The organism is Halomonas sp. 113, assembly GCF_904067645.1.
GTDB lineage: Bacteria > Pseudomonadota > Gammaproteobacteria > Pseudomonadales > Halomonadaceae > Vreelandella > Vreelandella titanicae.
On record NZ_LR881453.1, the window covers coordinates 3,005,470 to 3,024,793 of the forward strand.

Below are 19,324 nucleotides of genomic sequence, written 5' to 3' on the forward strand. Positions count from 1 at the left end.
TCAGTCTCCTAAAAGGTTTTTTATCAGCCGCCTTAAATAGCGCCTGTATAGGGATTACCCGCGAGGAGACGTATTGGATGCACTTTTATTGAAAAAAATAAGATGGGCGATTATTGGCTTACCCCATCTACCACCACCTGCCGCGGGCAGGCACTCCCCTGTAGATCAAAAAGATGGCAATGCTGGCCCGCTAAACCCAAGTCGATCGTTTGGCCTTCGGTTAGTTGCGTTAAGCCATCCAAACGCTGGGTTAAGGTAGCGTCTATACCGTCTACCTGCAGATGCGCCAGGGTTTCGTAACCCAGCTTTTCCGCCACCATTAATCTCGCTGTCAGCCGAGCCTCCGCCTGTTCGGGCGATACAAAATCTTCTGCCCGCAATCCCAAAGTGGCGCCATCACCGGAATGGAGGTGCTTGCCATTGACCGCCACCGTCAGTGTCTCCCCGTTAGGCAGACGCACCACCGTTTGGCGCTCACCTGAGTCGACTACCGTGACCGGGAAGGTATTGATGCGCGGCGAGCCGATAAACTCCGCTACCTCTAAGGTTTTGGGAAAGTGATAAAGCGAGAGCGGCGCGCCTACCTGGGCGATTCTTCCCCGGGAAAGCAGCACAATGCGGTCAGCCAGCGTCATCGCCTCCACTTGGTCGTGAGTCACGTAGATCATGGTGGCGTTCAAGCGCTTATGCAGCGCAGCGATCTGCACCCGCATATCCACCCGCAGCGCGGCGTCCAGGTTAGAGAGCGGCTCATCGAACAGAAACACGGCAGGCTCTTTGACCAGCGTGCGGCCAATGGCTACCCGCTGGCGCTGACCGCCGGAGAGGTCTTTAGGCTTACGCTCCAATAGCTCGGTGAGGTGCAACATCTCGGCGGCGTGTTGAACGCGGCGGTGAATTTCCGCTTTGTCGGTGCGGGCCAGCTTCAGGCCGAAGGCCATGTTCTCGGCCACGCTCATGTGCGGGTAGAGGGCGTAGGATTGGAACACCATGCCGATGTCCCGCTCCTGGGGCGGAATCTCGTTGATCCGCTGGCCATCTAGCTGCATATCCCCTTCGCTGATGTCTTCAAGCCCGGCAATCATACGCAGCAGCGTGGACTTTCCGCAGCCGGAGGGGCCAACGAACACCACGAACTCGCCGTCTTCGATGTTGAGATCGATATCCCGGGAGATTTCCACTCCGTCAAAGGATTTACCGATGCCGCTTAGGGTTAAACGTCCCATGGCGCGTCCTCCTGGGATTGCGGGCAACGGGCAATCGCCACGCCATAGGGCGGAAGCGACAGTTGGCTGCCCTGCCACTCACCGGTTAGCCACGCGGGGGCACCGGCAATGGCTTCAGCGCCTTCAGGCGCCGAACGGGTGACCGTTCGACCGCTAAAATTCAGAGCAATTAGTAACCGTGTTTGCTGGTAGGTGCGCTCAAGACAGAGCACATCGTCACGCACAGCGTGATAGCGCACATCGCCCTTCACCAACGCAGGCTGAGTACGACGGAAGGCTAAAAAATCGCGGTAGGCATTGAACAATGAATCAGTGTCGTTATCTTGCTGATCAACAGCGAGATTAGCATGAGTATTAGGCACCGGCAGCCAGGGTGTGGCGCTGCTAAAGCCCGCATGATGGGCATCGGCCTGCCAGGGGTGCGGTGTTCGGCAGCCATCGCGGCCTTTATAAGCGGGCCAGAAGGTAATTCCCGCAGGGTCAACCAACTGTTCAAACGTTAGCTGAGCTTCGGGCAGACCCAGCTCTTCACCTTGATAAAGGCATACGCTACCGCGCTGAGTGAGTAGAAACACCATATAAAGGCGCAGCTTATCCAGCTGCCCTTCTGCCTGCCAGCGAGTTGCCAGCCGCGTCACGTCGTGGTTGCCCAGCGCCCAGCAGGGCCAGCCATCGCCAATGCGTGCTTCCATTTCGGTTAGCGTTTCGTGCAAGTAGCCGGGGTCAGATTTATCGGTGAGCAGGTTGAACGAATAACACATGTGTAGCCGCTTGCCGCCCTGGGAGTACTCCGCCATCACGCCCAAGGCGTCGTCATCGCCTACCTCGCCCACGCTGGTGGTACCGGGGTACTCATCCAACAGAGCGCGCAGCCGCTCCAGAAACACCAGGTTTTCGGGCTGGGTTTTATCGTACTGGTGAAGCTGGTAGCCGTAGGGATTGTCGGGGCGAACGCCTAGAAAACTTTCGGTAATCTCCTGGCGCGGCGGGTTATCTTTTAGCTCGCCGTGGGTGCAGAAGTTCACCGCATCCAGCCGGAAGCCATCCACGCCCCGCTCTAGCCAGAAGCGCACTTCCTCCAGCATGGCATCGACCACCACAGGTGTGCGGAAATTTAAATCCGGCTGACTAGCCAGGAAGTTATGCAGATAGTACTGGCAGCGGCGGGTGTCCCACTGCCAGGCGCTGCCGCCAAACACGGATTGCCAGTTAGTGGGCGGCGCGCCATCGGGCTTAGGGTCAGCCCAAACGTACCAGTCGGCTTTGGGATTATCACGACTTTGGCGACTCTCTTCGAACCAGGCATGCTGATCGGCAGTGTGCGACATGACTTGATCGATGGTGACTTTTAGCCCCCTGGCATGGGCACCCTCGACTAAACGGTCGAAATCCTCCAGGGTGCCAAACATCGGATCAACATCGCGATAGTTGCTGATGTCGTAGCCGAAGTCTTTCATCGGTGAGGTAAAGAACGGCGACAACCAAATCGCATCGACGTTAAGCGAGGCGATGTAATCAAGTTTGTCGATCACGCCTTTTAAGTCGCCAATGCCGTCGCCGTTGCTGTCCATAAAGCTGCGTGGGTAGATTTGATAAATCACGGCGCCGCGCCACCAGTCGGCCCCTTGGCTACCAACGTAGTTGGAAGTAGAGGTTGTCTGCATCATTGTTTTGTCCTTGCCATAGTTCTTGACATAGTTCTTGACATAGATCTTGCCAAAGTTCTTGCTAATTAGTTGGCATGATGCAGGGTTGCTCACAAGATAAAATCCTCCCCCCAGGGTGACTCTGGGCGTAGGCGTTAGGAGTAGCCCGTCTGTCGACTTATTCCCCCTGAATATGCGTCAGCAACTGCCCCGCCAGGGCAATCGCTTCGTCGCGCCGTCGAATATTCTGCTTTTGATAGAGGCTGCGGATATGGGTTTTGATGGTGGTAGGCGCCACCGACAGCTGCTCGGCGATCTGCTCATTGGAAAGCCCGGCATGAATCAGCCCCAGGATTTGCCACTCCCGGCGAGTGAGCGGCGAAGTGCGGATCAGCTCGGGGACATCTGGCCGGGCGACAATATCGGCGATCACCGTTTCATCCAGCATTAAGCGTCGGGCGCTGCCAAAATCCTTCTGGCGCCCCGCCAGCGCCAGCAACCGCTCTGCCCTAGCCTGCTCTAAGGCATCCAAGGTGCCGCTGTCGAGCAACCGATTGAGCAACTCCCCAAGGGGTTTGCCCAGTCGCAGAAAGCTGCCCACCAGGGCGGTGCGGGAAGCCAAGCTCAGCGCTTGATGCATATGCTGGCAGGCATGCTCTTCTCTTCCTGCATACCACGCCGCTGCCGCGAGACAGATCTGGTTGCGGTTGGCATCCGTGACCAGCCCCAAGCGCTGAGTGTGCACTTCAAGGGCCTCTAATAGCATGCAGGCTTCATCAAAGCGCCCCAGCAGCGTGAGCGCCCGAGCGTGGTTGCGCACATTGCACTGGGAAAAGTGGTTGGTGGCCCCTTCAGTAATGGGGGACGGCGCTTCCTGGCGCCAGCGCTCTACCGCATCAAGATCCTGGGTGGAGTGCCACCAGGCCAACAGGGTAGCGTGAGCATTCGCCACCCAGTCAATATGGTAATCCCCTTCTGCGAGAATTTTGCGCAGCCGCCGAATATGGTCAGCGCACTGGGCTTGGTCGCCACGGCTTTGGGCGATTTTGGCCAGTTGGATATGACACTGAAGTGTCCAGCGCTCCCCCTGGTTATCCAGCACGGCGATGCCTTTCAGCGCGGCCTGCTCGGCTTCATCCAGCCGGTGCCACTCCCAGAGTACCTGACTGCGAATGCGGTAGAGAAACTCCGCCACGGGCAGGTGCTCAAGCTCCGCGCGCTCCAGGTGGGCAAAGGCGCGCTCCTGAATATCGTAGGCGGCCTGTAGGCGCCCCTGAGCCACCAGCGTCTCCGACTGATGGCAAAACGACCAGAGCAGCAGTTGATGATCGCCACGCTGGCGGGCCTGACGCTCTACCTCGCGCACCCGCTGCAGCGACTCTTCCAAATAGCCCAGCACAAAGCGCGCCTCGCTTAAGATGGCAGTGGCAGTCAGCGGCGTGGAAGCTAAATAGCGGGCGGGCACGGCTAGCGCTTGCTCGGCCAGCGGTGCGGCTCGCTCGGCATCGCCCTGGTTAATCGCTAACTGGGCGCGCAGCGTAGCGAATTCAGCGCTGAGCAACTGCCACTCTGACGCGTGCAACTGTGCTTCAATCCAGCCAATTACGCGTGCGGTAATATCAAACTGAAACTGAGCATGGGAGACCCAGCCATAGAGCAGCGTGTGTTCCGGACAGGTAGAGAGCCGCGGCTCACCGAGCAGGGCGAAGCCCTTGGCCAACAGTGAATAGGCGCCGCTTGCCAGCAAGGCGGGTCCATGGGCGGTCAGTAGGCTTGCCACATCATCGGGGGCCTCGGCGAGTATCGCCTGGCGCAGAGCCATCACCGGATCGTTCAAGGCTAACCACGCCTTGCTTGCGCGCTGGTGCAGCACTCGCTGGGTGGCCAAACTAAGCTCATGACGGCGATGACGGAGGTACTCGCCAAACAGTCGTTGAAAGCGGTACCACTGAGCATGCGGGTCTGGGCGTTCAATAAATAGCCCCGCTTGTTCAAAGGCCTCCAGGCGCTGGGTCAAGCGCTCCCCTTCCAGTAGTCGGGCCATAAGCTCGGGGGAAAAGCGCTCCAGCACCCCCAGTTGCAGCATTAGCTCTCGCTCTTCCAATGGCAGTGCAGCGGAGAGCAGTTCGTCAAACCAAGCGGCAAAGTCTGGGTGGGCACCACTTAACCGGTCAACCAGGGCGTCAAACCCTGCCCGCGTGGTGGTGCGCTCTACCAGCCAGCTCAACGCCATTACCCAGCCACCGCTTCTGCGCAGTGCACGTTCCAGGCTGACTCGCGTGGGGGGAAAGCTCAACTGTTCGGCACACAGGGTTTGCGCCTCTTCACTGTCAAAGGCCAACGCGTGAAGGTCGATCTCTTCGAGTTCACCTCTTAGCCGCAGGCTTGCCAAACCCAATGCTGGCCTTGAGCGGCTGGCCAGCGTTAACGTTAGCCAAGGCGGCTGATGACGCAGCCAGTGGGCGATCCCAGCTAAGATATCCGGGTGGCTAAGGCGCTCAAAATTATCCACTACCAAACGGCACGGCGAGCGCTGCTCAGGCAATTCGCCAAGCCAGCGCTCTAACTGCTCCACGCAGTCTCCATCGTCTGCCACGGGTGAAAGCCGTATGTGCTCGATTAACAGTCCATCGAGCGCTGCCTGCCAGTAGGCTAAAAACCGCGCGGGTTGGTTGTCGCGCTGATCCAAGCCTAGCCAAGTGGCCTCTTGCTCCAGCGCGGTCAGCCGCTCAGCCAGCAGCGTGGTTTTGCCATATCCTGGAGGCGCCTGCACCATCAGTAAGCGGACACGTTCATCTAACCCGAAACGGTCATTAAGGCGCGGCCGGGCCACTACACCAAGCGGTAGTGGCGGCGCTTTTAATTTCTCTTGCAGTAGTGACATAAACGCTCCTGAGCAACCCTGCTATCCCTCCATAAATACTATTCACAAATTCTTTTAAAGCTATAAAAAAGCCCGCGACATGTCGCGGGCAAAGAGCATTGGAGAAGAAACAGTTAAACGCTAACCAACTTACATCGATTTAGAACCATACCTCGGTCTGAACGCCGAAAGTCCACTGACCACCGGTAAAGCCTTCGTTGCCCAGTGAGCTGGCGCCGTAGTTGTTAAGGTCATCATCCCAATCACTGAAGGTAGTGAACAGACGAATCTCAGGACGCTGCCAGAAGCCGCCGACTTCAGGCTTGAAGGTGGGGGCAATCGTGAATTTACTGAAACCACCATCAACGGCGTTACGACCACTGTAACCCTGAGGATCCAGATCCATCCACTGATAGCCAGCTTCGTACTGCATTTCGAAGTTCTGGGTTAACTCGTTGGCCAGACGCACGTTGAGTCCTGCCCAGTTGTACTTATCGCCCTGGGCATAACGATCTTCGCTGGTTTCAGCCAAAATGGAGGGAGCAACGCGCCACTGCGGAGCAATATAAGTGGTGCCATAGAGCGCTAGACGTGTAGCGGTAGCGTCGTCGGTGAGATCACCCCGTGAACCAAGACTTTTGGTCTCGGCGCCTAACCCCTGGCCATGCAACACGGCCGCTTTGAAACTACCCTCACCCATACCGAAGAAGCTGTCGCCATGATAAGCAATCATGGTGTGGAAACCGGTATCGGCAGCGGTTTGGCCGACATCAATGTCGCGCTCGTCGTTGTCTGCAGCGGACATACCGTTGATCATCCACTGCCAGTTGCCGAAGTAGTTGTTGGAGGTCAGGATCAGGTTGTCGGTGTCGCCTTCAAGGCCGGGGTTCTCGCGGTCAATGATCGGATAATCAGAAAAGCTACGACCATAAATCGAGAGGTTAGACTTCCAGTTGTCTGCCAACTGCATGTCGTAGATACCGCCACCGGTACCGGCCAGGAAAATCACATCACTGTCGAGCCAGTGGATATCGAAGTTATCGCGGTCAAAGCGCTTACCGGCCCAGATAGAGGCGTTTTCAAATGCGCCGGTAAAGCTGGGAAGGTCGCTGAATTCAGCAAACACTTGGCGCACGTTGAGATCGGACTCGCCGCCAGTCCAGTCATTGCTGGAGGTCGTGCCGTCTGCAATCATGGTGCGATAAAGCGCTTTGGCGCCGTTATCGAACTGCATACGGTAGTTGAAAATCGCTTCAGCGTAGGTGTCCGGCTCATTACCTAAACGGCCAACGGCGCCGCCCTCTCCACCCGCGGGTGTCAGGTAAGGGCCAGCATTCTCGCTTTTACCATCTTCGCCAATCAACAAGCCTGAACGCGCATAAACGTTGAACGAGAAACCCTCTTCGCCATCGGCGTAACGCTCCACCCGAGCTAGACGCTCTTCGATCTCCGCGTCGCTCTCTGTCGCCACTGCGGTCGACTGTGATTGCTCGGCAATCTCGGCACGGCGCTCGGCGGCATCAGCGCGCTGTTCCGCGGCTTCAATGCGGGCTTCAAGCTCGGCAAAGCGTTGTTCCATGGTCATTTGTGCCGAAGCAACACCGCTCATTCCCAAGCTGGCGGTGGCAATCGCAATGGCTAACGGCGTTTTAAATGTCATTTTATGCATTGTTTTGAGTACCCTATTGTTATTGGCAAGCGGTTGTTTATTAGCGCCTGTTTTTAAGCGTCTGCCTGTAAGCGCTTTTGCCTAAATCGATTAAGATCGAATCGATAACACTTCCCTTACACGGTTCACCCAGGGGGTAGTGGCTTTGCTGCTAAACGCCACGGCGCTTAAGGAAAGGTAGCCAAAACTTAATCGATTAAGTCTCTTTTTACCAACGGCTAGTTGCTAATTAGCGACTAATGTCTAAGGAACGATTTTATTTAGTGAAAACTGAATAATGTCGTTAGACAAAAGTCGCTATTGAACTTCCTCGATCAAAGCGGCTAACTGAGCAGCACAATCTTAATCGATTAAGATAAAGATTAAGAGAGCCATTGAACAAACGTTGAGTTTGTGAATTAACGCTAATTTAGAAGCCACACCATCCACAACAATAAACGTCGAGGTACGCCGTTATGAAAAAGACTTTAATCACTACCGCCATCGCAGTAGCCAGCACGCTGAGTGCAACAAGCCAAGCTCAGGCTGAAGAACTCACCATTTCCTGTGGCGCAGTCGGCGCAGAGCTGACGCTGTGCCAGGAAGGCGTACGCGCCTGGGAAGAGAAAACCGGCCATAGCGTCGATGTGGTTTCAACGCCCAACTCCTCCACCGAGCGCCTTTCGCTCTACCAGCAGATCCTTTCGGCTAACTCCAGCGATATCGATGTGATGCAGATTGACGTGGTGTGGCCCGGCCTACTCGCCAATCACCTACTCGACCTCAAAGAAGTGCTTGGCGATGACGCCGCTGCCGGGCACTTTGACACCATTGTCACCAACAACACCATCGATGACCGTTTAGTCGCCATGCCGTGGTTCACCGATGCGGGCGTGCTCTACTACCGCGAAGACTTGCTGGAAAAGTATGGTCATGACGTGCCAAAAACCTGGCAAGAACTCACCGAAATTGCCCGCGAGATCAAAGACGCCGAGCGCGCTGAGGGCCAAGACGGTATGCAGGGCTATGTCTTCCAGGGGCGCTCCTATGAAGGTTTGACCGTTAACGCCCTTGAGTGGGTAGCCAGCTTTGGCGGCGGCACAGTGGTGGAAGCCGATGGCGAAATTAGCATTAACAACGAACACGCCGCAGAAGCACTCGACCTAGCCGCATCGTGGATTGGTGATATTTCGCCTAACGGTGTGCTCAATTACACCGAAGAGGAAGCGCGCGGCGTCTTCCAAAGCGGCGGTGCCGTGTTTATGCGCAATTGGCCCTACGCCTGGGCACTGGCCCAAAGCGAAGACAGTGACGTTCGCGGCAAAGTAGGTGTTACCCAACTGCCCGCAGGTGGCGAAAACGGCCAAAGTGCCGCTGGCCTGGGCGGCTGGAACCTGGCGGTATCGCGCTACAGCGAACACCCCGAGCTGGCCGCCGACCTGGTCGCCTTCCTGACCGGTGAAGAGGAACAGAAGCGTCGCGCCATACAGGCCTCTTACAACCCCACTATCGACGCCCTCTACCAGGATGACGAAGTGCTTGAAGCCGTGCCCTTCTTTGGCACCCTTTACGACACCTTCGTCAATGCGGTCGCTCGCCCCTCTGCCCCCACCGGTGATGCTTATGGCCGGGTGAGTAACGCCTTCTTCAGCACCTCCCATGACGTGCTTTCCGGCACTAAAGATGGCACTCAAGCGGTCGCTGATCTTGAAGACGAATTGGCTCGCCTGAAGCGTCGCAACTGGTAACCCTGGAGCCTTTCCATGTCGACCTCCATCAAGCATGATGACGCGCCCGCCGGGGCGCGTTCTTTCACTACCAAGCCGCGCCGGGGCACTAAGGTTCGCCGTCAGCGGGTTAAAGCCGCCTGGCTCTTTTTAGCCCCCATGCTGATTGCGTTAACCCTGGTCGCTGGCTGGCCACTGGTGCGCACCTTTTTTCTCAGCTTCACCGATGCATCACTGTCAGATTTAGGCGCTGCCAATCTGATTGGCTTCGAGAACTACCTCGTCTATGACGATGGCCGCTGGTATGGGGTACTGGCCGACTCAGTGTGGTGGCAGTCAGTATGGAACACCGTCTACTTCTCGGTGGTGTCGGTATCACTGGAAGTGGTTTTCGGGGTGATTGTAGCGCTGATTTTGAACGCCGAGTTTAAGGGGCGCGTAATTGTGCGCGCTGCGGTGCTGATTCCCTGGGCAATTCCAACCATTGTTTCCGCGCAAATGTGGGCATGGATGCTCAACGACCAATTCGGCATCATCAATCACCTGCTGATGAACGTGGGCATTATCGATGCCCCCATCGCCTGGACGGCGAACGCCGCCTACTCCATGTGGGCGGTGATTATGGTCGATGTGTGGAAAACCATTCCCTTCGTGGCGCTGCTGGTGCTTGCTGCTCTGCAGATGCTGCCCAAGGATTGCTACGAGGCCGCTGAGGTAGACGGCATTCACCCGCTGCGGGTGTTCTTCAAAGTTACCCTACCGCTGATTACCCCGGCGTTAATGGTCGCAGTGATCTTCCGCCTGCTGGATGCGCTGCGTGTCTTCGATGTTATTTACGTACTCACTTCCAACTCCACCAGCACCATGTCGATGTCGGTCTATGCCCGCCAACAACTGGTCGAGTTTCAGGATGTCGGTTACGGCAGTGCCGCTTCTACCCTGCTGTTCTTGATCATTGCCCTGGCTACCGTGGCTTACCTCTACGTTGGGCGTAAACAAATCCAATTGGGAGGTGACTAATGAATACTCGTCAGTTGGCCAAAATAGCCAAGCGCATCGGTTTTTGGGCGCTCATTGTGCTGATCATGGTGTACGCCGTTTTCCCGTTCTACTACGCGGTAGTCACCTCGTTAAAACCATCAAGCGACCTTTTCCGTGTCGAGCTTTGGCCTTCGAACTGGAACTTCGATAACTACATCAGCATTTTTAGCCAAACCAGCTTTCTGCGCGCTATTTTCAACTCCATTGTGGTGGCGTTTAGCGTGGTGTTTATTGCCCTGCTACTCGGCATTACTGCCTCTTACGCCCTGGGCCGCGTGCGCTTTCGGGGCCGCTCCACGGTGCTGCTGGTGATTCTTGGGGTGTCGATGTTTCCTCAGGTGGCGGTTCTTTCGGGACTGTTTGAGGTGATTCGTGCGCTCAACCTTTACAACAACCCCGCCGGGCTGATTTTAAGCTACACCATCTTCACCCTGCCCTTCACCGTATGGGTATTGACCACCTTTATGAAGCAGTTGCCCATGGAGCTGGAAGAGGCCGCCATCATGGACGGCGCCACGCCCTGGGTAACCATCACGAAAGTATTTCTGCCGCTGATGTGGCCCGCCATGGCGACCACCGGCCTGTTGGCATTTATCGCCGCGTGGAACGAGTTTCTGTTTGCCCTCACCTTCACGCTGACCGACGCCCAGCGCACGGTGCCCGTCGCTATTGCGCTGCTGTCAGGCGGCAGTGCCTACGAACTGCCCTGGGGGCCGATTATGGCCGCTTCTGTGGTGGTCACGGTGCCCCTGGTCGTATTAGTGATTATCTTCCAGCGCCGCATTGTGTCAGGCCTTACCGCAGGCGCCGTTAAAGGCTAAGGAATGTTTATGTCAACGATGGATACTAAGATGCAAGACAACACACTCTGGTGGCGCGGCGGCGTTATCTACCAGATCTACCCGCGTAGCTTTATGGATAGCCGCGGTGACGGTATTGGCGATCTTAACGGTATTACCGAAAAACTCGATTACGTTGCCTCCCTCAATGTGGACGGCATTTGGTTATCGCCATTTTTCACCTCGCCGATGCTCGATTTTGGCTACGATATTAGCGATTATTGCGACGTCGACCCCATGTTCGGCACCCTGGCGGACTTTAAAGCGCTGCTGGAAAAAGCCCACTCGCTTGGCCTTAAGGTGATGATCGACCAGGTGATTAGCCACACCTCGGATCAACACGCTTGGTTCCAGGAGAGTCGCCAAAACCGCACCAACCCCAAGGCCGACTGGTTTGTATGGGCTGACCCCAAACCGGACGGCACGCCACCCAACAACTGGCTGTCGATTTTCGGCGGCCCGGCGTGGACGTTTGATTCACGCCGCCAGCAGTACTATATGCATAACTTTCTAACCAGCCAGCCGGACGTAAACTTCCATAACCCGGAAGCGCGACAGGCGCAGTTGGATAATATGCGCTTCTGGCTGGATCTGGGCGTTGATGGTTTCCGCCTCGATACGGTTAACTTCTACTTCCACGACGCCGAGCTGCGCGACAATCCGCCGGTTCCCAAAGGCGAAGCCAAAACCCTGGGCGCTCCAGAAACCAACCCTTACACCTGGCAGCGTCATGTTTATGACCTTAGCCGCCCGGAGAATCTCGACTTCTTGAAAGACCTGCGGGCGTTAATGGATGAATATCCGGGCGCCACGACAGTGGGTGAAATTGGTGATGATAACCCCCTGGAGCGCATGGCCGAGTACACCGCAGGCGGCGACAAGCTGCATATGGCCTACACCTTCGACCTACTCAACACACCCCACTCGGCGCGCTATATTCATGAAGTGCTGGAGCGCTTTCAACGCCTGGCAGGCGACGCCTGGCCCTGCTGGGCAACCTCCAATCATGACGTCGTACGCAGTGCCACCCGCTGGGGTGCTGGCGAAGACCCCACCGCCTACCCTAAAGTGGCGCTGGCCATGCTCTGCTCGCTGCGCGGTAGCGTCTGCCTGTACCAAGGCGAAGAGCTCGGCCTGCCAGAAGCCGACGTGCCCTTTGAGCGCATCCAAGACCCCTACGGCAAAGTGCTCTGGCCGGAATTCAAAGGTCGCGACGGTTGCCGCACGCCAATGCCCTGGAACGGTAGCGAACATGGCGGTTTTTCCAGCGTTGAACCCTGGCTCCCCATAGAGGTCAGCCATCGGGATATGGCGGTCAGCCGCCAACAGGATGATGCCAACTCCACCTTGAATGCGCTGCGCAACATGCTGGCCTTCCGTCGCCAGCACCCGGCGCTGTTCGATGGCGACTTAACGCTGGTCGATGTGGGTGAAACGCTGCTCGGTTTTACCCGCCAAAAAGCGAATGAAAGGCTGTTGTGCGTTTTCAACCTCACCGCTGACACGCAGACGGTTAACCTGCCGCTAGCGATAGACAGCGATTTGCAGGGCCACGGCTTTACCCCCCAGCGCGACGGTGACAGCCTGACGCTACCGGGGTATCAAGCGGCCTTTATGCGCGTCGCCTCATAAGCTCTAAACAACAACAGGCCGACCCAGAAGACATAAGCATTGAGGTCGGCAAGGAGTTACCTATGGCAAGTGTTACGCTTAGCAAGATCAACAAAGTGTTTGGCAGCGATCACATTATTAACGATGTGGACCTACATATTGGCGACGGCGAATTTGTGGTTTTCGTTGGCCCCTCCGGCTGCGGCAAGTCGACCCTTTTGCGCCTGATCGCCGGTTTGGAATCGATTAGCGATGGCGACCTGAGCATGGATGACACCGTGGTCAATGACTTGCCACCGCGGGAACGCGGTGTGGGCATGGTGTTTCAATCCTATGCGCTCTACCCGCATATGACCGTTTACGACAATATGGCGTTTGGCCTGAAACTGGCCAAGACCGCCAAAGAGACCGTGCACGAACGGGTCATGAGCACGGCAAAGATTTTGCAGCTTGAAGAGCTGCTGCACCGTAAGCCAAAAGCCCTTTCCGGGGGCCAACGCCAGCGGGTGGCCATGGGCCGAGCCATGGCGCGTGAACCGCGTATTCTGCTTTTTGACGAGCCGCTCTCCAACCTGGATGCCTCGCTGCGGGTACAAATGCGTAACGAGATCGCACGGCTGCATAACCGCCTTGGTTCCACCATGATTTACGTGACCCACGACCAGGTGGAGGCCATGACCCTGGCCGACAAAATTGTGGTGCTCAATGGCGGACACGTTGAGCAGGTAGGCAGCCCCCACGAGTTGTACCAGCGCCCGGCGACGAAATTCGTTGCCGGGTTTATCGGCTCGCCCACCATGAACTTCATGCCCGCAGAGTTACTCGCTGGTGACGCCAACGGCTGTCGTGTGCGAGCCGTAGGAGTTGGCGAGCTCGCCCTGCCCCAAAATGCCCAGCAGCGGCAAAGCGGCGAAGCATTGACCCTCGGCATTCGCCCAGAGCACCTATGCTTAGCGGCACCCACTGATGGCAACTGCTTCGATATCGTCAATGTCGAGTATTTAGGTAACGAAGTTTACGTCTACCTTGAGCCCAAACAGGGCGACACGCTGTTGATCCATCGCAGCGAAGCACCTAGCCAGTGGCAGGAGGGCCAGCAGGTATCACTGGCAGCGGATTGGGAAAAAGTACACCTGTTTGATGAGAGCGGTGCAGCACTGATGTTATCCACTCAACAAGCAGCGGCTTAAGCACAAGAGTCAACCAAGATACCCGCTTTAACGACCCTCTGTGTGTGCCTAACCTTCCCTTCGCTTATCATGGGGAGTGGCAGCACACAGCGGGTCGATTTTATTATGCACATCCTTTGAATAGCTAATCTTCAATTATTAAAAAAGCCTGTATAAGGAAGTACCGTGACTGATCAGCGTCGTATGACACTCAAGGATCTTGCGCAGGAACTCAACGTCTCCACTGCCACGATTTCCAATGCCTTTAACCGGCCGGATCAGCTTTCTCCAGCCCTGCGCGAACGCATACTCAAAGAGGCGAAAAGGCTGGGGTACAGCGGCCCTGACGCCAAAGCGCGCAGCCTGCGCACCGGCCGCTCGCGGATTATTGCGGTGATTCTTGCGGAAAGCCTGACCTACAGTTTGAACGATGCCGTGGCCAGCGAGTTTTTATCAGGGGTTGCCGAAGTTCTTGATGCCCACGGCCACACGCTGCTGTTATTGCCGGGTCGCGGCCATGCCTCACAGCCGCCGGGCTCCGCCAATATCGCCGATGGCTTTATCGTTTATGGATTAATGCCCAACAATAAGCTGCTCGATGAACTGCCCGCCCAACGCACCCTGGTGGCCGTCGATTTTGATATTGAAGGCTGCCCGACGGTGCATATCGATGATACAGCTGCTAGCTATAAAATCGCCCAGCATGCGCTTAACGAGTTGCCCAAACGCCCGGCGATCATCAACCTGCGCTTGACCAAAGAGGTCTGCAACGGTCGTGTGACGGCCGAGCACACCCTACTGCCCAACACCAGCACCATCAGCCGCGCCCGCCTTGAGGGCTTTCATAGCGCGCTGAGTGAGCAAGGCATAAATGTGGAGCAAGTGCCGCTCTGGAATATCGAGGAGAATACCTTTGAGGTGTGCTCGCCGGTGATTGCCGAGATTCTCGACCAGCCACTAGAACAACGGCCAGACCTGCTGCTGTGCATGTCTGACCGTATTGCACTCACGGCGTTAACGCTAGCCGAGCAGCGCGGTATACGGGTGCCTGAAGAGTTACGCATTACCGGGTTCGATGGCATTGCTGAAGGACAGTACCGCGCACCGCGTTTAACCACGGTGCGCCAGGATAGCGTGGGCAAAGGGCGAGTCGCAGCGCAGATGATTCTTGGCCGCATCCCCCTCGCCCAGCAGTTGCTGCAAACTGAGCTGCTGCTGGGCGACACCTGCCCTTAGCCCTTAGGAGGGTATTACTTAGCAGTCGCCTGCATGGCAAGCGCAGTATCCAGCATACGGTTGGAGAAGCCCCACTCGTTGTCGTACCACGCCATGATTTTAACCAGACGGCCATTCACGCGGGTGTGATTAGCATCGAAGGTCGATGAGTTGGCATCATGATTGAAATCAATAGAGACCAGCGGTTCAGCGTTAACAGCCAATACCGGAGAGTTAGCCGCGGCCTTCTCAACGATGGCATTAATCTCTTCTTTAGTGGTATCGCGACTGGCAGTAAAGGTCAGATCCACCAGCGAGACGTTGATCACCGGTACGCGAACGGCTAGGCCATCAAATTTACCCGCCAGCTCTGGTAGCACCAAGCCCACCGCTGCGGCAGCACCGGTTTTGGTCGGGATCATGGAGTGCGTTGCACTGCGCGCCCGGTAGGGGTCAGAGTGGTAAACATCCGAGAGGTTCTGATCATTGGTGTAAGCGTGCACCGTGGTCATCAAACCGTTTTCGATACCGACTGCATCGTTCAACGCTTTCGCGACCGGCGCTAGGCAGTTGGTGGTGCAGGAAGCATTAGAGACAACCGTGTGCTCAGCGGTCAACACTTGGTCATTAACGCCATACACAATCGTCGCATCAGCGTCGGGGCTGGGTGCGGAAATCAGCACGCGCTTGGCACCCGCTTCGATATGCTTGGCCGCCGCCTCGCGCTTGGTAAACAACCCGGTGCACTCCATCACCAAATCGATATTCATCGATGCCCACGGCAACTCCGCTGGATCGCGCTCTGAGGAGATGGCGATACGATCACCATCCACCGTGATGCTCTCGGCGTCGTGTTCTACCTTAAAGGGGAAGTGGCCATGCACGGTATCGTGACGCAGCAGGTGGGAATTTAGCGAGGGGTCGCCGAGATCGTTAATGGCGACGACCTGTACGCGGTCACGGTAGCTGTTTTCGTAAAGGGCGCGCAGTACATTGCGGCCAATACGGCCAAATCCGTTAATCGCAACTCTTATTGTCATGATAGCTCCTCAATTGACCAATAGTAACAATCTGCACCTTTAGTAAAAAAATTACTAAAAATACGTATTTAAGCGTCATGAGGCCGATAAACAGCGTTTCAACCGCCCCAAAAGGCTAGTAAATATCCAATATGTAGTAAAATTACTATATAAACGCTATCTTAGTCCAATACTAAATTGCCCACAATCCCCTTACTCAAGGAGAGCGCCCATGACGAATGCAACCTCGAATACAGCAGCACCGGCGTCTACCAACCCTCATTCCCATACGCCTTTAAGGCGCACCAAAATTGTTGCCACACTCGGCCCCGCCAGTGATCGCCCCGGCGTGCTGGAAGCGATGCTAAAAGCCGGTGTGGATGTGGTGCGGCTTAACTTCTCCCACGGCTCGGCAGACGACCACCGCCGTCGCTTAAACGAAGTCCGCGAGATCGCCGAACGCCTTGGCCGCAGCGTTGCTGCGCTGGGCGACCTGCAAGGGCCGAAAATTCGTATTGCGCGTTTTGTCGAAGGCGCCGTCAACCTCGATGTCGGCCAGGCATTTGTCTTGGACATGGCGTTGGACGCCAATAGCGGCACTGCAGAACGCGTCGGCTGCGACTATCAAACACTGGCCGATGATGTCGTTGAGGGCGACCGCCTCCTGCTCGACGATGGCCGTTTGGTACTCGATGTCACTCGTGTAATTGGACAAGAAGTGCATACCTGCGTTCACGTAGGCGGCAAGCTCTCCAACAATAAGGGCATTAACAAACAGGGAGGCGGACTCTCAGCGCCCGCCCTTACTGAGAAAGATAAGGCCGATCTAAAAACCGCTATTGAGATTGGCGTTGACTACTTAGCCGTCTCCTTCCCGCGCAGCGCCGCAGATATGCAAGAAGCCCGCGAGCTGCTTGGCGAAGCCGGGAAAGAGATCGGCCTGGTGGCTAAGCTTGAACGCGCCGAAGCGGTTGCCGACGATGCTACGCTGGATGGCATCATTGAAGCCTCTGAGGCGGTCATGGTGGCCAGGGGCGACCTGGGCGTTGAGATTGGCGACGCCGCGCTGATTGGTACTCAGAAGCGCATTATCAAGCACGCACGCACACTCAACCGCGCCGTCATTACCGCCACCCAAATGATGGAATCGATGATCGAGTCGCCGCTGCCCACCCGCGCCGAGGTCTTCGACGTGGCCAATGCGGTGCTCGACGCCACCGATGCAGTGATGCTCTCTGCGGAAACCGCCGCAGGTGACTACCCGGTGGAAACCATCGAAGCGATGAACCGTGTGTGTCTGGGTGCCGAGCGTGAGCGTCTCGCTCAGGAGTCAGGCCACCGTATTCATGAGGGCTTTGAGCGCATCGATGAAACCATCGCGCTATCGGCGATGTATGCTGCGAATCACTTATCCGGGGTCAGCGCCATCGCTTGCATGACCTCCACAGGCTATACACCGCTGATTGCATCGCGCATTCGTTCCGGCCTGCCTATCGTAGGGTTGGCTCACAGCCCTATCGCCCAGCGGCGTATGGCGCTCTATCGTGGCGTGGTTTCAATTCCTTTCGACACCACCGAGATGGATCCGGCCAACCTTAACCAAGAAGCATTGAAATGCTTGCAGGCACAGGGATTTATCCACCCTGGCGAGCATGTCATTCTCACTCGCGGCGACCATATGAATGCCCATGGGGGCACTAATACGATGAAAATCCTTGCCTTTGATAGTGAGTAACGGTCTAACCTCTGTAGCGAGCTTTTAGCTTTTGCGACCTTTAAAAAGAAAAGCCATTCGGCCATAAGACCGAAAGGCAATAGAACCATGAGGGAAGTGACGAAATGAGTGACGCGCAACCGCCCCGCCAAGCCATCCGTACGCTGCAAGCGCGCAAGCGTATTGCGCTAATTGCCCACGATGGCAAGAAGAGCGAAATGCTTGAGTGGGCAACTCGCTGGAAGGATACGCTGAGCCAGCACGAATTGATTGGCACGGGAACAACGTCTAAGCGGCTTAAAACCGCGTTAGGGTTAGAAGTCGAGGGTCTAATGAGCGGCCCCCTGGGCGGTGACCAGCAGATTGGCGCTCGGATTGCGGAGCAGCGGCTGGATGTGCTGATCTTCTTCTGGGATCCCTTCTCGCCCCAGCCCCACGACCCGGATGTCAAAGCGTTGCTGCGTTTAGCGGCGCTGTGGAATGTCCCCGTTGCCTGCAATGCGGCGAGCGCCGACTTCCTGCTCTCCTCGCCCTACTTGAGCGAGAGTTACGATATGTCGATACCAGATGCAGCAGCTTGGGCCCAGGCGCGCACGGTTTAACGCCGGCGCAGATGACGCGCCACCACCTGCAGCCCGCTCTCATAGTGGCCGTTCATAGCAGCTAGGGCACAGCGCAATGTTAACTCGGCAATACGGTCATAATCCTGTAGCGCCGAGTTCACTGGCTGAGGAAGGAAATCCAGCAGCCGGTGATCACCAAAGGTGGCCAGGCGAATATTTTCCGGCAGGCCGCCACGCTCCAAGAACACATCAAACACCCCTTCCATCAGTGTATAGGACGCTGTCACCAGTGCGTCGGCACCGCCCTGTTCATCCAGCAGTTGAATCGCTAAACGCACCCCTTCGCTACGCTCATAGTGCGATCCGGTAAGATAAAGTGGCTCTATCATGCTGCCTTCAAGGGCCGTCTGAAAACCCGCCCGCCGCTCGCAGCTAACCGACAGATCCGGCATCGCTTCCAACCAGGCAATACGCTTGGTCGCCGCGCCGATCACCGAACGGGTCAACGTCTTAGCCGCCTCCTGATCGTTACTCACGACACTGGCAAAGCGCGTCGGGTTGAGGCCACGGTCCATCCCCACCACGCACCATCCCTCGTCTACCAGGTCGGCATAAAAAGTATCGTCGCTGGGCAAGCAACTGGCGGTTATCAACACCTCACAGCGTTGCGCACGCAGCGCCAACGCGAGTGTCCGTTCACTCTCTGCACAGTCATCTGAGCTTACGATCAACAGCTGATAACCCTGCTCCCGTGCACCCCGCTCCAGGCGTTTGGCTAGGCGAGCATAACTAATATTCTCCAAATCCGGCACGATAAGCCCCAGCAAGCGGCTTGCGCCCCGGCGCAGCGCAGCCGCCTGAGGGTCAATGTGATAGCGGTGTTGCCGCACCACCGCCATCACTTTTTCAATTGTCGCTGAGCTAATGCGGCGCTGCTCGGCCTGACCATTAATGACGTAGCTAGCAGTTGTGCGCGAGACGCCGGCTAGCCGGGCAATATCGGCAAGTGTCATGCGGTTTCCCCCTGGTGTGACCGGGCAGTT

The 19,324-nt window shown here is 56.6% G+C and carries 14 protein-coding genes; 8 read left to right on the forward strand and 6 right to left on the reverse strand.

All coding sequences use genetic code 11. From position 1 onward, the window contains the following. Nucleotides 1-110 precede the first annotated feature (110 nt). The 4 genes from ugpC to YERSI8AC_RS14265 all read right to left on the reverse strand — a co-directional run bounded on the left by ugpC (nt 111) and on the right by YERSI8AC_RS14265 (nt 7,404). A complete protein-coding gene (gene ugpC / locus YERSI8AC_RS14250) occupies nt 111-1,226 on the reverse strand; it encodes a sn-glycerol-3-phosphate ABC transporter ATP-binding protein UgpC (RefSeq protein WP_053857037.1) in 1,116 nt (371 codons plus the stop codon). After that, nucleotides 1,214-2,893 carry an alpha-amylase family glycosyl hydrolase gene (locus YERSI8AC_RS14255; protein WP_159176956.1) on the reverse strand — a complete coding sequence of 560 codons (1,680 nt, stop codon included), beginning with the start codon at nt 2,891-2,893 and terminating at the stop codon, nt 1,214-1,216. Before YERSI8AC_RS14255 ends, ugpC begins: the two co-directional genes overlap by 13 nt. 157 nt (nt 2,894-3,050) lie before the next feature. After that, nucleotides 3,051-5,756: an HTH-type transcriptional regulator MalT gene (gene malT / locus YERSI8AC_RS14260; protein WP_159176957.1), complete on the reverse strand. Its 2,706-nt coding sequence runs from the start codon at nt 5,754-5,756 to the stop codon at nt 3,051-3,053. 139 nt (nt 5,757-5,895) lie between these two features. Further along, complete coding sequence (locus YERSI8AC_RS14265) at nt 5,896-7,404, reverse strand: carbohydrate porin (protein WP_022523020.1); 1,509 nt, start codon at nt 7,402-7,404, stop codon at nt 5,896-5,898. A 455-nt stretch (nt 7,405-7,859) separates the two neighbouring features. Here YERSI8AC_RS14265 and YERSI8AC_RS14270 point away from each other — a divergent pair, with 455 nt between their 5' ends. The 6 genes from YERSI8AC_RS14270 (at nt 7,860) to YERSI8AC_RS14295 (ending at nt 15,006) form a co-directional block, all read left to right on the forward strand. Beyond that, nucleotides 7,860-9,131, forward strand: a complete 1,272-nt coding sequence (locus YERSI8AC_RS14270) for an ABC transporter substrate-binding protein (RefSeq protein WP_022523019.1) — start codon at nt 7,860-7,862, stop codon at nt 9,129-9,131. A 15-nt stretch (nt 9,132-9,146) separates the two neighbouring features. After that, the gene (locus YERSI8AC_RS14275) at nt 9,147-10,130 is read left to right on the forward strand and encodes a carbohydrate ABC transporter permease (protein WP_159176958.1); all 984 of its coding nucleotides are present in this window, start codon (nt 9,147-9,149) and stop codon (nt 10,128-10,130) included. Beyond that, on the forward strand, nt 10,130-10,972 hold the full coding sequence (locus YERSI8AC_RS14280; RefSeq protein ID WP_022523017.1) for a carbohydrate ABC transporter permease: 843 nt from the start codon (nt 10,130-10,132) through the stop codon (nt 10,970-10,972). Before YERSI8AC_RS14275 ends, YERSI8AC_RS14280 begins: the two co-directional genes overlap by 1 nt. Nucleotides 10,973-11,002: 30 nt before the next feature. Next, nucleotides 11,003-12,622, forward strand: a complete 1,620-nt coding sequence (locus YERSI8AC_RS14285; protein WP_159177936.1) for an alpha-glucosidase family protein — start codon at nt 11,003-11,005, stop codon at nt 12,620-12,622. A 62-nt stretch (nt 12,623-12,684) separates the two neighbouring features. Beyond that, nucleotides 12,685-13,791, forward strand: a complete 1,107-nt coding sequence (locus YERSI8AC_RS14290; protein ID WP_159176959.1) for an ABC transporter ATP-binding protein — start codon at nt 12,685-12,687, stop codon at nt 13,789-13,791. Between the two features lie 165 nt (nt 13,792-13,956). Then, the gene (locus tag YERSI8AC_RS14295; RefSeq protein ID WP_236557303.1) at nt 13,957-15,006 is read left to right on the forward strand and encodes a LacI family DNA-binding transcriptional regulator; all 1,050 of its coding nucleotides are present in this window, start codon (nt 13,957-13,959) and stop codon (nt 15,004-15,006) included. 14 nt (nt 15,007-15,020) lie between these two features. On the opposite strand, the gene gap is transcribed toward YERSI8AC_RS14295, so the two are convergent. Beyond that, on the reverse strand, nt 15,021-16,025 hold the full coding sequence (gap, locus tag YERSI8AC_RS14300; protein WP_009287089.1) for a type I glyceraldehyde-3-phosphate dehydrogenase: 1,005 nt from the start codon (nt 16,023-16,025) through the stop codon (nt 15,021-15,023). A gap of 211 nt (nt 16,026-16,236) precedes the next feature. On the opposite strand from gap, the gene pyk reads away from it, so the two are divergent. Then, nucleotides 16,237-17,739: a pyruvate kinase gene (gene pyk, locus YERSI8AC_RS14305; RefSeq protein WP_159176960.1), complete on the forward strand. Its 1,503-nt coding sequence runs from the start codon at nt 16,237-16,239 to the stop codon at nt 17,737-17,739. 104 nt (nt 17,740-17,843) lie between these two features. After that, on the forward strand, nt 17,844-18,320 hold the full coding sequence (locus tag YERSI8AC_RS14310; RefSeq protein WP_159176961.1) for a methylglyoxal synthase: 477 nt from the start codon (nt 17,844-17,846) through the stop codon (nt 18,318-18,320). Here the strand turns inward: YERSI8AC_RS14310 and cra are convergent. Beyond that, the gene (gene cra / locus YERSI8AC_RS14315) at nt 18,317-19,294 is read right to left on the reverse strand and encodes a catabolite repressor/activator (RefSeq protein ID WP_159176962.1); all 978 of its coding nucleotides are present in this window, start codon (nt 19,292-19,294) and stop codon (nt 18,317-18,319) included. The two genes, YERSI8AC_RS14310 and cra, sit on opposite strands and share 4 nt — an antisense overlap. Between the last annotated feature and the right edge of the window lie 30 nt (nt 19,295-19,324).

Bases quoted from the DNA above. Each gene is read 5' to 3' on its own strand.
- ugpC (WP_053857037.1), bottom strand. From the start codon at position 1,226: ATGGGACGTTTAACCCTAAGCGGCATCGGTAAATCCTTTGACGGAGTG.
- YERSI8AC_RS14255 (WP_159176956.1), bottom strand. From the start codon at position 2,893: ATGATGCAGACAACCTCTACTTCCAACTACGTTGGTAGCCAAGGGGCC.
- malT (WP_159176957.1), bottom strand. From the start codon at position 5,756: ATGTCACTACTGCAAGAGAAATTAAAAGCGCCGCCACTACCGCTTGGT.
- YERSI8AC_RS14265 (WP_022523020.1), bottom strand. From the start codon at position 7,404: ATGCATAAAATGACATTTAAAACGCCGTTAGCCATTGCGATTGCCACC.
- YERSI8AC_RS14270 (WP_022523019.1), top strand. From the start codon at position 7,860: ATGAAAAAGACTTTAATCACTACCGCCATCGCAGTAGCCAGCACGCTG.
- YERSI8AC_RS14275 (WP_159176958.1), top strand. From the start codon at position 9,147: ATGTCGACCTCCATCAAGCATGATGACGCGCCCGCCGGGGCGCGTTCT.
- YERSI8AC_RS14280 (WP_022523017.1), top strand. From the start codon at position 10,130: ATGAATACTCGTCAGTTGGCCAAAATAGCCAAGCGCATCGGTTTTTGG.
- YERSI8AC_RS14285 (WP_159177936.1), top strand. From the start codon at position 11,003: ATGCAAGACAACACACTCTGGTGGCGCGGCGGCGTTATCTACCAGATC.
- YERSI8AC_RS14290 (WP_159176959.1), top strand. From the start codon at position 12,685: ATGGCAAGTGTTACGCTTAGCAAGATCAACAAAGTGTTTGGCAGCGAT.
- gap (WP_009287089.1), bottom strand. From the start codon at position 16,025: ATGACAATAAGAGTTGCGATTAACGGATTTGGCCGTATTGGCCGCAAT.
- pyk (WP_159176960.1), top strand. From the start codon at position 16,237: ATGACGAATGCAACCTCGAATACAGCAGCACCGGCGTCTACCAACCCT.
- YERSI8AC_RS14310 (WP_159176961.1), top strand. From the start codon at position 17,844: ATGAGTGACGCGCAACCGCCCCGCCAAGCCATCCGTACGCTGCAAGCG.
- cra (WP_159176962.1), bottom strand. From the start codon at position 19,294: ATGACACTTGCCGATATTGCCCGGCTAGCCGGCGTCTCGCGCACAACT.